We start from the raw sequence: 12544 nt of genomic DNA, 5'->3' as shown, positions 1-12544 counted from the left end.
AATGCCGGGCAGCATGGAGTCCGCTGCGCTCGCCATTCAAGCTTTACACGAACAATATTCCGCGTGCTCGACGCCGAACGATCACGCAACGTCTGGGCAACGCTGCGCAGCGCCCAAGCCAGCGCCACTACTCGTCGGAAGCTTCTTCGTCCATAGGCACATACGGTCTCAACCAGGCGTGCGCGTCCAGCAGCCCGTCAAGCGCCGCGCTCACGGCATCGGCGATCGCATTCGAGAGCGTGAGAAATTCGCCGCGTCGCGTGACGAGGAAGATCGAGCGCAGGGAATTACCTTTATCGATAGGAACGAGGGTCACGGCGTCGGCAAAGCGGGTGCCTGTCTGCATCAGGCAGGTTGGCGTTGTAATGGCCCATCCCAAGCCCTGCGCCACGAGCAGCGTCATGGTGTCGGCGTGGTCGACCTCGAGCTTTCGCTGCGCGTCGATATTGTTGTATCGCAAGATTCGCTCTATGCGGATACCGAGCGTGGACGTCCGGCTAAAGCGGATGAACGGCAACGAAGCAGCAAGCGTGTGCAACGTCGGCGACAGGCTTTCGGTACGCTCGCCACGGCCCGCGATGGCAACGAAGCTTTCCTGGTAGAGCAGTCGATGCTCGAACGCGGGATGATCGACGAAAGGGTTGGTGGAAATGATCATGTCGAGATCGCGCCCAAGCAACGCTTCTTCCTGCGCGGTCGCCATGCCGATCTGCACGGACAATGCGCTGGTACGCGCCGCCAGCATTCTGATGAGACTGGGGCCGATCGTGTTGGCTACGGAGTCGATCATGCCAATGCGCAAATACGACCCTTCGGACTTCGACACTTCGGTTGCCTGCGCCTTCATGCGGCGTGCGAGCGCAATAAGGGGTTCCGCGTTTTCGCTTATATACAGGCCCGCGGGCGTCAGCGACAGCGGCCGTCTTGCCCGGTCGATCAATATCAGCCCGAGCGATTGTTCGAGTTGCGCCGTGGTCTGTGACACAGCGGACTGGCTGATTCCCAGCACGCCGGCGGCAGCCGACATGCTGCCCGTCGATGCAACAGCGAGAAACACATCGAGCTGATAAAGATCGACCGGGCGGTCCTGTTGCCTGCTCACCGCACTCTCGCCACATGTGCGCCGGCCTCGGCTCTCTGTGTCCATCGCGTGAAAATGGCTTTCCGAAATGTGTGCATAAGAATTCCTTATTCGGCCGGCGCAGCGGGACGCATCGATCGCGCGATCCTAAAATTGCCAACATTATTTTACAGAAAGCAATCGCACGGAGACCAACATCCATGAATATGTCCACGCAGGCACCTGCAGCAAGTGGAACCGCTGCAGCGCATTCCTCCACGCCCTCCACCGTCGCGTTCGAAAACGCGCCGCTCACGCCGTTTCACTTGCGCGTCACGTTCGCCGGCACGGGCGGCCAGTTCAGCGACGGCTTCGTGCTTGGAATTATTGGCATTGCGCTCGCCATTGCCACGCCGCAGCTTCATCTGAATGCCGTGTGGCTGGGCATTCTCGGCGCGGCTTCCCTTGCGGGGCTGTTTGCCGGGAGCCTGTTTGCAGGCTCGTTCGTAGACCGTTTCGGACGGCGGGCGCTGTTCAACTACGACATGGCGCTGTTCGCGCTGATTTCGGTGGCGCAGTTCTGGGTGACGAGTCCAACGCAACTGCTTGTGCTGCGCCTGCTGCTCGGCATTACGCTCGGCTTCGACTATGTCGTGAGCAAGGCCCTGGTGGTCGAATATTCGCCGATACGGCTGCGCGGACGGCTGCTTAGCTGGCTTGCCATTGCGTGGGCGCTCGGCTATGCATGCGCGTACGTGGTCGGCTATCTGCTCAAGGATCGCGGTCCTGATATCTGGCGCGTGATGCTGCTCTCGAGCGCGATACCCGCGGCAATCGTGTTCCTGTTTCGCGTGCGCACACCGGAGTCGCCGCTGTGGCTGCAACGCAAGGGCAGGACCGCCGAAGCGCTGGCGATCATCCGCGAGAATATTGGCGCGAACATTGTTTTGAACCGTGCCGCCGAAAGCACCTCGGGCGCACAAGCAAGCTCGGACGCGGGCACGACGGTCAGCCGGCTGTTTTCCGCGCAATGGCGCACGCGGCTCTTCATCGCCTGCTTCTTTTATATGTGCCTTGTGATCCCCTATTTTTCGCTCGGCACTTTCTCGCCGATGGTATTCGCGTCGCTGCACATTCAGGACAAGTTTCTCGCTGGCCTGATCTACAACGTCTTTCTGTTGTTCGGCACGGTTGCCGGTGCGCTCGTTGTTGACCGGATCAGCAGGCGCGCATTTTTGCTGTGGGGCTTCTTCCTCTCTGCAATCGTGCTTGCGTGCCTGTCGTTCGGTTCGCATCTTCCGGGGTCGGCCGTGGTGCCTTTGTTCGCCATCTTCGCACTCGTATTGAGCGGCACCAACAATCTTTGCTTTCTCTATCCGCAGGAGTTGTTCACAACCGAGCTTCGCGCGACCGCGCTGGGATTTGCCGTTGCCGCAAGCCGCGTGGGATCGGCGGTCACGACGTTCCTGTTTCCGAGCATCGTCGCGACTTATGGCGGTCAGGCCGCGGTTTATCTTTGCGTCGGGGTGCTGGCGGCGGGTGGCGTGGCATGCGCGATCTGGGCGCCCGAGACACGCCATGCGTCGCTCGAAAGCTGACACAGGACTCTCCAGGAACTGCAAGACAATGGAACTACGACGCACTGAAACCGACTCGCTCGGCACATGTGAACTTCCGGCCGACGCGCTTTACGGCATCCACGCGCTACGCGGCCAGGCTAACTTTCCGTATAGCGGCGAGACGCTGGCGCATTACCCGGTATTCGTAAAATGGCTGGCGCGCACGAAGATGGTGATCGCGCGGGTCAATGCACGGCACGGCAAGATCACGCGCGCGCAATGCGATGCAATCGTCCAGGCCTGCATGGAACTCGCGGCGGGGAATCATGGCGCGGCGCTGATCGTCGATCCGCTGGAGGGCTCGTGCGGCACGTCGATCAACATGAACATCAACGAAGTGCTGACCAACCGCGCGCTTCAGTTGATGGGACATCGCCCGGGCGATTACGCGTTTCTCCACCCTCTCGATCACGTCAACTACGCCCAGTCCACCAGCGACGTGCTGCTCACCGCAGTGAAGCTGGCCCTGCGCGATGAAGCCAGGCAGTTGCGCAGCGTCATTGGACAATTGGCCGCGTCATTGCGCGAGAAGCAGGCCAGCTTCGAGGGCATTCTGCGAATCGGCCGCACGTGTTTGCAGGATGCCTTGCCGATGAAACTCGGTCAGGCGTTCGGCGGCTATGCGTCTCTCGCAGAACGGATGACAGCGTTGCTCGACACACACATTCCAGTCCTGAGCACGATTGCGCTGGGCGCCACCGCGGTTGGCACGGGGCTCGGGACCTACGACGGGTATCGGCATGCGGTGACGGCTGCGCTATCCGAACTGGCCGGCGAGCCGCTTACGCCCGCAACCGACCTCTTCGATGCGGTGCAAAACATGGATGAATTCGCCGCGCTGTCGGCGACTGTGAAAACGGCTACGCTTGCGCTCGCCAAGGTTGCAAACGATCTCGTACTGCTCAGTTCCGGTCCGCGTGGCGGGATTGGTGAGCTTCGTCTAGCACCGCAGCAGGCCGGCTCTTCAATGATGCCCGGAAAGGTCAACCCGGTCCACGCAATGGGACTCACGCAGGTCGCGTACTTCGTGGCCGGTGCGGATCAGAGCGTCATGCTGGCGGCTGCCAACGGACAACTGGAAACCAACAACTACATGCCTCTTATCGCTGTGTCGCTGTTCAAGGCAATAGGGGCGGCCACGCGAGCGATATCGATGTTTGACGTGTATTGCGTGCGGACTATCATTGCCAACGCGGATGCGAGCGAGCGCAACCTGCTCGAGTCGACTGCGATAGCCCCGGCGCTGAAGGATGCAATCGGCTACGAACGCACTGCGGCTCTGGTTGCGAAGGCGATCGAGTCGGGCCGGCCACTGATCGAGATAGTGGAAGCAGAAAGCGTGATGAGTCGAAAGGACATGCTGAACTTGTTACACTGGAGCATCGCGAGCCGCAGTACGATATGAAGGCGACTTCGGCACTCGCCTCGCACTCAATGACCAGTATCTTCGAGATGATTTCGAAACGGTGCATAGGATGCTTCTACTGCATTCAAGCCGAGACCTTCGGTAATGAACACAAGCCGCGAGCACCGTTGGGAAGCTTCGTCGGCCTGAGGCCACGCTTGCAGATGCAGCATCAAATGAACGAGATGTTGAACTGTGTGCAGCACGGCGGGACGATCCGAATTAGCAATGTCGAGCAGCCCTTTCACGCGCAAGATCTTGTGGCCGTGACGGTTGAGGAGCAGCGTGAACCATAGCGTGAAGACGTGCCAGTCGAGAGGCGAATCAATTTGCATGCAGAAAGAGTTAATCGACGGCGCTTGCTCCTCGCGATGCGCAAGCGGACCGCCATCGACCACAGCATGGCGGCACACCCTGCCCATCCGCATGACCAGGTCAGTCAAGCTCGCCGATGCAAACAGCATGTCGAGCAGCGCGCGTCCGCTATGTCCACCAATACCTTGCGCGTGCGAGACATTGCCGCGAACCAGAACCTGCGCGGCTGGGTTGGGCGCCGTTAGCATGGCCGTCAGGTCCGTTAGTGTAGCTTGATCAACAAGATCCGGCTTGCTGATCAGCAGGCGGTCCGCAGCAGTCACCTGAGCGATCCATTCAGGATAGTGCGCATGCTGCTCGCGCGTTCACTGCGTCGACCACAGTGATGATCGCATTCAGCGCGTAGTGACTGCGGATCACCGGATCGCCAAGCAACGTAGCGATGATCGGCGCGGGTGTCGCAAGCCCCGTCGTTTCCAGCACGACTCGCGAGAACGCCAGCGTCTCGCTGCGTGCGCGCTGTGAATAAAGCGTTGCGAGCGCGTCTTTCAACTCGCCGCGAATCGAACAGCAGACACAACCGTTATCAAACAGCACGGTGCGTGCATCCACCTCCCCGATCAAGAGATGATCTAGCCCGACGTCGCCGAATTCGTTGACGAGAACGGCGGTATCGCGAGCGGCGTCACCCTGCAGAACGTCGGCGAGTAACGTCGATTTACCGCTGCCGGGGAAACCGGTTGCAAGGGTAAGCGGCAAGATCTCGTAGGCGAGGCTCATGGCGGCGCCGCTTCGTCTGTAAAAGAGTCAGCGGGTCAAGTGGCCGGCCAAGCATGCGCTCAGCCACGCGCCAGACCTGCGAGAAGTCGCTGACCAATTCGCTTGCCCCCGTCGGCGACATCAGCACGAACGACTGCCCGTGGAAGTCATCAAGTTTCAGCCGGAACGGCATCAGGACTCGATTGGCGAGTGCCGCCTGAATCAACCGCTGCCGACGCGGGTTCGCACCCGCCAGGGGCGCGGTGGCGTTCGACCAGTGGTAATCTCCGCCAAGCAGCCGCACATGTTTGCCTCACTCCTGAAAGTTCGTAAACTTGAACTATTGAATCACTGAACTGCCGGGATAGGCGCCCAGCGTCCTGCCGAAATTATGTCCCGCCGATTCCGGCAGACGCTCTTCGATGGATAGGTTCAGTGCATTATTTGCTGCGCGGAAAACGGGCGAGGAAGTCATCGGCAGTGTCGTCGCAAGTGCAAACCGCACACCCTCGTGCGAGCGAAAATAGTGTATCAAGCGTTCAAGCATCAGCAGCACTTGCGGACGTCCGGATGAATCGTGATCGGGAACACGGCGTAGTCGCCGTGCTCGCGATACACTCAGTCAAACTGAACGCGCCACGTCTGCTCAATGTCGCGCGGGTTCACAAAGCCATGGCTGTTGGGCGACTTCTTAATGAACATCATTGGCGGGAGACCGTCCAGATACCAATTCGCCGGAATCTCGACCAGATCCGTTTCCTGACCGCGCACGAGCGCCTTCATCCAGGCGCCCGGATGCTTGCTATAGTCGATCTTGGTCCAGGTATCGCCCACTCGAACGTAGTACGGGTGGAAGTCGTTGTGCATCAGGCTGTGATCGTACTTGATGCCCTTCTTGACCAGCAGTTCATTCGTCACAGAACTGAATTCCCACCGGGGTGCAACGTAGCCGGTCGGGCGCCGGCCCGATAACTGTGTCACCAACTCAATGCTGCGGTCGAGCACCGCTTCCTCTTGCTCGGACGTCATCGCAATCAGGTTCGCAGTGCGCCACGCGAGAAGCTGCCGAGGACAGTCCGGTGGTACAACCCGGTTCGCTTCGAGACGCGTGAGCACGCGCTGATCGATACGCGCTGCTTTGGACGATCGAGCAGCGCGCGATGCACCAGAAACGCTTCCATGCCACCGACCCAGCCGTGCTCTCGCATCACGTCGCTGAAGCCTGATAACGTGGCGAGCGGCTTGCGTTCAACAATGGCGCCCGTGTCTTCCAGCCTCGCGATGAAGCGCTTGAAATTCGCAGCGACCGGCTCCGTGACACAATGACGTGAGCAATCCTGGATCGACTATAAAGCGTGCTCCCGGCATCGTGGCGTCTTCAGGCAATACCACGTCCACGCCACGAATGACGACGTCGAAAGCCACGCAGTCGGCCACGCTGGTGGCAAGCGGTCGGTACGTGTCGAGTGTCGCCGATAACCCGACCATGCCCTCGCGCGAATAGCGCGCAACGCTCGCGCGAAAACCGGCAAGGCCGTTGAATGCCGACGGCACGCGAATCGAACCGCCGGTATCGGTGCCGACCGCGACTGGCACAATGCCCGTTGCCACCGCGACCGCCGCGCCCGATGACGATCCGCCTGGCGCGCGCCGGCCGTTGTCGACGCGAGGATTGATGGCAGTGCCGAAATAAGGATTAAGTCCGAGCCCTGAAAACGCAAACTCGCTCAACCCGGTCTCGCCGATGCACACCATGCCGGTGCGAGCGCCTGCGCTGACCAGCGGCGCATCGGTGCGAGCCGCCTGCCGTGCAGCGAGGACGGCCGATCCGGCGGTGGTTACTTTTCCAGCCATATAGAACAAGTCTTTCCACGCTATCGGCACGCCATCGAGCAGACCGGGCGGGCGGCCCTCGCGCCATCCTCTTGCCGATTGCTCGGCTTCCCTGATCGCGCGTTCGGGCGTGGTTGAAAGAAACACGGCCGGAACAGCCGCCGCTTTCAATAACGCCGCCTCGGCGACCTCAACAGGATTCGATTTGCCGGAAGCAAATGCGCGCGACAGCAGATATGCAGGAGTCAGGCATGAGAGAACGTTCCAGTCTCGTCAGGAATAACCGCGGATCGTCAGCGCGTCTGCGCTTGAAGATTGCTTCCAGATCAACTTCGTTATCGACCGCGTCGAGGTTCAGCGCCCCTTCAATGTGATCAAGGTGATCGAGCATGAGTTGCGCTGCCGCGCCGGCATTACCAGACGACCTCTCGGTGGACCGCGCCGGCGTTGCGCGACTGGCTTACAAGTAAGCATGGTTGAATGAAAACGGGGTGCCTCGGTATATAACCATGGCACCCCGTTTTCTGGTCCAGCAAGGCGCTACGGCGTGCTTAGCAGAGCTCCTTGACCAGTTCCGGCACGAGCGTGACAGATCGCCGACGAGCCCGTAATCGGCGACGCTGAAGATCGGCGCCTCCTCGTCCTTGTTAATCGCCACGATCACCTTCGAGTCCTTCATCCCCGCCAGATGCTGGATCGCCCCCGAGATCCCCACGGCCACGTACAGTTGCGGCGCTACGATCTTGCCGGTCTGCCCTACCTGATAGTCGTTCGGCACGAATCCTACATCGACCGCCGCGCGCGACGCGCCCAGCGCCGCCCCCAGACGGTCCGCCAGTGGCTCCAGCACCTGCGTGTAGTGCTCCCCGCTGCCCAGCCCCCGTCCACCCGATACGATGATCTTTGCCGCCGTGAGCTCTGGGCGCTCTAGCTTCGTTACCTCCCGGCCCACAAACTGCGACGCCCCCTGTCCGCCGCCGCACCGATCGTCTCGATTGCCGCGCTGCCGCCCGCCGTCACCACCGGGTCAAACCCCGTCGTACGCACCGTGATCACTTTTATGGGATCCGCCGACTGCACCGTCGCGATCGCGTTGCCCGCATAGATCGGACGCTCGGACGGGTCCGCGCCCAGCACTGCCGTGATGTCGCTGATCTGCGATGCATCCAGCTTCGCCGCAATGCGTGGCGCGACGTTTTTGCCCGCCGCCGTTGAGCCGACCAGAATGTGTGTGTAGTCCTTCGCCACCTGCAGAACCGTCGCCTCGACGTTCTCCGCCATCCCCGTCTCCAACTGCGGCGCATCCGCCAGCAGCACCTTCGAAACCCCTGCCACCGCCGCAGCTGCCTGTGCCGCGCCCTGCGCGTTGTGGCCCGCCACCAGCACGTGCATCTCGCCGCCGATCTGCTGCGCCGCCACCGCGTTCAGCGTCGGCGCCTTCAGCGTGGCGTTGTCGTGTTCCGCTATTATCAGGATCGTCATCTGCCTTTCGCTCCTTTTTACAGCACGTTCGCTTCGGTCTTCAGCTTCTCGACCAGTGTATTCACGTCCGGCGACGAAGTGCATGATATGGATGCGCTAGCCGCACATACCCGCGTGGAACCGCGCGGACGCCTGCGTATCGACATCGGGTCGTCACTCGCTGACCTGATCCTGATACCCGCTCTAGCCGATTTCCGCGCGCGCTATCCAGATATCCAGCTTTATCTCGGCGTGAGCGATCGCCCCGTAGACCTGGTCGAAGCAGGAGTCGATTGCGTCATCCGCGCCGGCACGCTACCCGACAGTTCGCTGTTGGCAAAGCGTATTGCCGAGTTCGATTACGTAACCTGCGCGAGCCCCGCTTATCTCGCGGCACATGGCCGCCCCGCTCACCCGCAGCAACTGGAACATGGACACTCGTTGATTAGTTATTTTTCGTCCATGACGGGAAAATCACGTCCGCTGCTGTTTCATCGCGACGATGAGACATTCGAGATCAGTCGAGGCACTACAGTTGCAGTCAATGAGAGCACGTCTCGCCTCACGGCCCTGATAGCAGGGCTCGGAATCAGCCAGACGTATGGCTTCATGGCACGCCCTTACATAGAGCGCGGCGTACTGGTGCCGCTACTGCAAGAATGGAATCGTCCACGGCATGAGTTGCACCTGCTGTACCCGTCCAACAGACATTTGCAGACGAAACTGAAAGTCTTCGGCGATTGGGCTGCCGATATCTCGCGCCATTCGATTGCCGGACAATACCCTTGTAGAAGGAGTCTCGCAGGCAATCGTCGTCCCGCTCCGGTATGGTTGCTCCCCGTGGAACGGGTTGAACCTCAAGACTGCTAAATGGCATGCCGTGGCGGAGCGGATGATGAGAGTTATCTGCGCAATAAAGGCGACATACCGGCATTGGTGACAACCTACACTGGTTTCAGCTTGATCCGGCCAGGGCCAGCTGGCCGGATCGCTGCGTCAGATTTGCGCGAATCCACCATCGACGAAGATCTCACTGCCCGTCATGAAGCTGCTGTCGTTCGATGCCAAGAACGCGACGACCTTGGCAACCTCGTCATCGTTGCCAACCCGGCTCAGCGGTGTGATGCCGGCAGCGTAAGTGTAGAACTGCTCGAGTTCCGCACGCGGGAGGCCCGTCTTTTCATGGCCGGGCGTCAGGATCACGCCCGGGCTGACGGCGTTGACACGAATGTCGCGGCCTTTAAGGTCAGATGACCAGGTTCGCGCGAACGAACGAACAGCCGCCTTGGTCGCGCTGTAGACGCTCCAGTTGGCCCAGCCTTTTGTCGCGACGATCGAAGCGTTCAAGATAACCGACGCACCTGGCCCCATCAACGGCAGGGCCTTCTGGACCGTCCAGATCACGCCCTTCACATTCACATCGAACTGATAGTCGACGTCTTCATCCGTCAGGCTGCCAAGTGGCGCCAACGTGGCACTACCAGCGTTGGCGAAGACAACGTCGACCCGTCCCGCCTCATCGCGAATCTGGTCATACAGCCGATCGAGATCGGCCGGTTTGGAGACATCGCCCTGCACGGGGATCACACGTGGTCCCAGAAGAGCGACTGCAGCGTCAAGCTCTGCCTGCCTGCGGCCCGTAATGTAAACGCGCGCCCCCTCCTTCACAAAGACTTTGGCTGTCGCGAGGCCTATTCCAGAGTTTCCACCAGTGATAACTGCAATCTTTCCTTCAAGGTTAGGCATTTCTTCCTCCGATGAGTAGATAAAACCAACGGTTCTTCGGGACACAGCGCGTTTGGCTTCGTTTTTTTCACCACAAACTGGTCCAATAATTAGACCGATTATGAGCTAGTCACTCCACTCATGCAAGTGGACCCCGACGGAAGGAGATCTGCCGTATCCGGGGTTCACACGCCTGCGGAAATATCTGCGTGTTCCAGCATGGACCTCCGGTTTGATGATGAAACCGGCTGGCGTATCATCGTGACTGGGATGTGATGCGCGGCATCATAAATTGTGTTTACCGCTGCCGATGTGGGTATTGGAGGTAACCAAGTGAGACGCAAGAGCTTGACTGAGGAGAAGTGCCCGGTTGCCCGAAGCCTTGACATCATTGGCGACTGGTGGACGCTGCTTATTGTCCGTGACGCGCTAAGCGGCGTGACCCGATTCAACGACTTTCAACGCAGTCTCGGTGCCGCAAAGAGCAGTCTCAGCGCGAGGCTCAAGGCACTGGTGGAGCAAGGGATATTCGAAATCCAGCCCGCAGCCGACGGAAGCGCTTACGAGGAATATTCATTGACCTCGAAGGGGCAGGCGCTCGCACCGGTGCTCATAAGTCTGGGGCAGTGGGGCCTCGCTCATGCCTTCAAACCCGGAGAGCCGGCCTCTCCGTTGGTGGACAAGAAGACGAAACACCCGCTGAAAAAAATAGAACTAAGGTCGTTCGACGGAAGAAAGTTGCGTGCCAGCGATATTCGGTTTCTGTCGGGTCTTGACTGAATACACCATATCGTCTTACTTCGTATAGTGGCACATCAGCGTCTCGTGCGGTCCCGCAGTGTGTGAAACGTTCAACGGTATCTCGACCCGATTGAAACTGCAGACCGGTCCACTCCAACAGGTTTCGATATGAAGACGATTCGACCGTACGAGAAGCTCGCCCTTGCGCCAGCAGATACGTCACCGCGCACAGATCAGGAAGAAGTTATGCGCAACCTAGCATCTCGGCTAGAATTTGTGTCGAATTACCCAACCAGACCCTCGACAGGCGATCGCTGATCGACGGCGTCAACGTGCTAATCGACGCGACTGCTTCGTGCCCGTCCGACTGCGTATCCGACGCCTTCTGAAGAATACCGACCACGCAGACATCAGTTCGCTTCGACAGAAAGTAATCGGCTCCGACCGCGAACTGGTTGTACTTAGGGCCGTCCCTGCCGCCCAACGAACTGCCGCGCGTGTGGTCGTAGGCCGCGCAGAGCAACACCGACCGGGCCACGAAGTACGACACGTTGACTTCCACATTGTGAACGCGGCGGTACCGCTAAGGAAACGCTGATCGTGCGGCACGTGCTGCTGCCCATCGTGTTGTATGTAAGTGGTAGAGGGCAGCAAAGCTCGCTCTTGTCTTGTCATCTATCGAACACTGAAGAATGGCGTCCGGTACGGTGACCGGTTGTGCGACCAACCGTTGCCTATCTAGACATGCGTGGCGCGTAACTGCTGGGTGTGAAGCTCTGGAGACAACGTGCCTCTCGAAAGATGGTTCACCTTGGCAACAGGGAAAACCGACACGGCCAGCCGATGGTGGTGTGAGATGCCAGGCAAGTTCCGCATGCGTAACGCAAGTGAATTGTTGATAAACCTCGTCATTTCCGAAGAGCCAACGGCTGATAGGCCCCAACTAAAAAGTGTGCAGCCGGTTGCTTCTCTGATCAGAAGGAGCACGTCGTCATTCGCGCTGCCGGGGAATAGACAGACGCTAAACGGATAGGCCCGTTGCGGCGGGTCGGCAGGCAGCCGACTCCAACAGTTGCCCGCAAAGCGCCGCCAGGTTTGACTCCCGCTCTTCCCGAACACATCCTACCCATACCGGAACAACAATGACGGCTAAGGACCAAAAAAAACTGACGCGTGTGGCGCTTCCGGTCTGGTCGGCATGGCGACCGAGTCAGCCGCCCAGTGGTGGGCCGCCGGCGGCGGCCGACTATGAACGTGCGGCCCTTCAAGGTTGCTTTGCCGACATTCCCGACTAGGTGTCGACGAGTGTGAACCTTGGTTATTGGCGAATGGTTCTTCTCGACCCGGAGCGACCGATCGCTCATTCGCGGGGAATGGCCGGCTTTGCCGTACAAGCGGTCGGACGACCAGCGAAACAGGCAGCGAAATGACTGCAGGTGACCGCGATGTGACGGAAATGGACCTGAACGAGCGGAGCATAGATCACTGTTCGTCTTACCCTAGAAGTTCCTCTAACAACGCATCTTCGCTCGGTAGCCCCCCGCGCCCCACAACCGCGCTGATAGAGTCTATGCGTCAAGCCAGTCCTGGAATCCCGGATCGAATCTCTCCCCATGTGAATTTCCG

The 12544-nt window shown here is 59.7% G+C and carries 10 protein-coding genes and 3 pseudogenes; 5 read left to right on the top strand and 8 right to left on the bottom strand.

What is annotated here, in order from left to right:
• Nucleotides 1-127 precede the first annotated feature (127 nt).
• On the bottom strand, nt 128-1102 hold the full coding sequence (locus AWB64_RS12725; protein WP_060819404.1) for a LysR family transcriptional regulator: 975 nt from the start codon (nt 1100-1102) through the stop codon (nt 128-130).
• A gap of 179 nt (nt 1103-1281) precedes the next feature.
• Here AWB64_RS12725 and AWB64_RS12720 point away from each other — a divergent pair, with 179 nt between their 5' ends.
• Nucleotides 1282-2658, top strand: coding sequence for an MFS transporter (locus AWB64_RS12720; protein ID WP_157766626.1), 1377 nt, complete (start codon nt 1282-1284; stop codon nt 2656-2658).
• Between the two features lie 28 nt (nt 2659-2686).
• Nucleotides 2687-4084 carry a lyase family protein gene (locus AWB64_RS12715; protein ID WP_060819402.1) on the top strand — a complete coding sequence of 466 codons (1398 nt, stop codon included), beginning with the start codon at nt 2687-2689 and terminating at the stop codon, nt 4082-4084.
• Nucleotides 4085-4110: 26 nt separating this feature from the next.
• Here the strand turns inward: AWB64_RS12715 and AWB64_RS32280 are convergent, their stop codons facing one another.
• From AWB64_RS32280 to AWB64_RS12690, 5 genes and pseudogenes are all read right to left on the bottom strand, one after another.
• Nucleotides 4111-4647 (bottom strand): CobW C-terminal domain-containing protein, encoded by a 537-nt coding sequence (locus tag AWB64_RS32280; protein ID WP_244164051.1) that lies wholly within the window; start codon nt 4645-4647, stop codon nt 4111-4113.
• A gap of 88 nt (nt 4648-4735) precedes the next feature.
• The gene (locus tag AWB64_RS32275; protein ID WP_244164050.1) at nt 4736-5179 is read right to left on the bottom strand and encodes a CobW family GTP-binding protein; all 444 of its coding nucleotides are present in this window, start codon (nt 5177-5179) and stop codon (nt 4736-4738) included.
• A gap of 419 nt (nt 5180-5598) precedes the next feature.
• A pseudogene (locus AWB64_RS12705) lies at nt 5599-6199 on the bottom strand (polysaccharide deacetylase family protein); the annotation flags it as partial.
• Between the two features lie 207 nt (nt 6200-6406).
• Complete coding sequence (locus AWB64_RS12700; RefSeq protein WP_060819400.1) at nt 6407-7162, bottom strand: amidase family protein; 756 nt, start codon at nt 7160-7162, stop codon at nt 6407-6409.
• 380 nt (nt 7163-7542) lie between these two features.
• Nucleotides 7543-8473: pseudogene (locus AWB64_RS12690) on the bottom strand (electron transfer flavoprotein subunit alpha/FixB family protein).
• Between the two features lie 87 nt (nt 8474-8560).
• Here AWB64_RS12690 and AWB64_RS12685 point away from each other — a divergent pair.
• A complete protein-coding gene (locus tag AWB64_RS12685; RefSeq protein WP_157766625.1) occupies nt 8561-9322 on the top strand; it encodes a LysR substrate-binding domain-containing protein in 762 nt (253 codons plus the stop codon).
• A gap of 126 nt (nt 9323-9448) precedes the next feature.
• On the opposite strand, the gene AWB64_RS12680 is transcribed toward AWB64_RS12685, so the two are convergent.
• On the bottom strand, nt 9449-10198 hold the full coding sequence (locus AWB64_RS12680; RefSeq protein WP_060819395.1) for an SDR family oxidoreductase: 750 nt from the start codon (nt 10196-10198) through the stop codon (nt 9449-9451).
• A 312-nt stretch (nt 10199-10510) separates the two neighbouring features.
• Between AWB64_RS12680 and AWB64_RS12675 the strand changes: the two genes are divergently transcribed.
• Nucleotides 10511-10957: a winged helix-turn-helix transcriptional regulator gene (locus AWB64_RS12675; RefSeq protein ID WP_060819393.1), complete on the top strand. Its 447-nt coding sequence runs from the start codon at nt 10511-10513 to the stop codon at nt 10955-10957.
• Between the two features lie 66 nt (nt 10958-11023).
• A pseudogene (locus tag AWB64_RS32270) lies at nt 11024-11165 on the top strand (IS5/IS1182 family transposase); the annotation flags it as partial.
• Here the strand turns inward: AWB64_RS32270 and AWB64_RS12670 are convergent.
• On the bottom strand, nt 11163-11468 hold the full coding sequence (locus tag AWB64_RS12670; RefSeq protein ID WP_060819391.1) for a porin family protein: 306 nt from the start codon (nt 11466-11468) through the stop codon (nt 11163-11165). The pseudogene AWB64_RS32270 and the gene AWB64_RS12670 overlap by 3 nt on opposite strands.
• Nucleotides 11469-12544: the final 1076 nt, after the last annotated feature.

Origin of the sequence: Caballeronia sordidicola, assembly GCF_001544455.2 — a bacterium.
Taxonomy (GTDB): Bacteria; Pseudomonadota; Gammaproteobacteria; order Burkholderiales; family Burkholderiaceae; genus Caballeronia; species Caballeronia sordidicola.
This window is presented reverse-complemented; position numbering and strand designations above follow the sequence as displayed.

Bases quoted from the DNA above. Each gene is read 5' to 3' on its own strand.
- AWB64_RS32280 (WP_244164051.1), bottom strand. From the start codon at position 4,647: ATGCTAACGGCGCCCAACCCAGCCGCGCAGGTTCTGGTTCGCGGCAAT.
- AWB64_RS12685 (WP_157766625.1), top strand. From the start codon at position 8,561: ATGGATGCGCTAGCCGCACATACCCGCGTGGAACCGCGCGGACGCCTG.
- AWB64_RS32275 (WP_244164050.1), bottom strand. From the start codon at position 5,179: ATGAGCCTCGCCTACGAGATCTTGCCGCTTACCCTTGCAACCGGTTTC.
- AWB64_RS12715 (WP_060819402.1), top strand. From the start codon at position 2,687: ATGGAACTACGACGCACTGAAACCGACTCGCTCGGCACATGTGAACTT.
- AWB64_RS12680 (WP_060819395.1), bottom strand. From the start codon at position 10,198: ATGCCTAACCTTGAAGGAAAGATTGCAGTTATCACTGGTGGAAACTCT.
- AWB64_RS12720 (WP_157766626.1), top strand. From the start codon at position 1,282: ATGAATATGTCCACGCAGGCACCTGCAGCAAGTGGAACCGCTGCAGCG.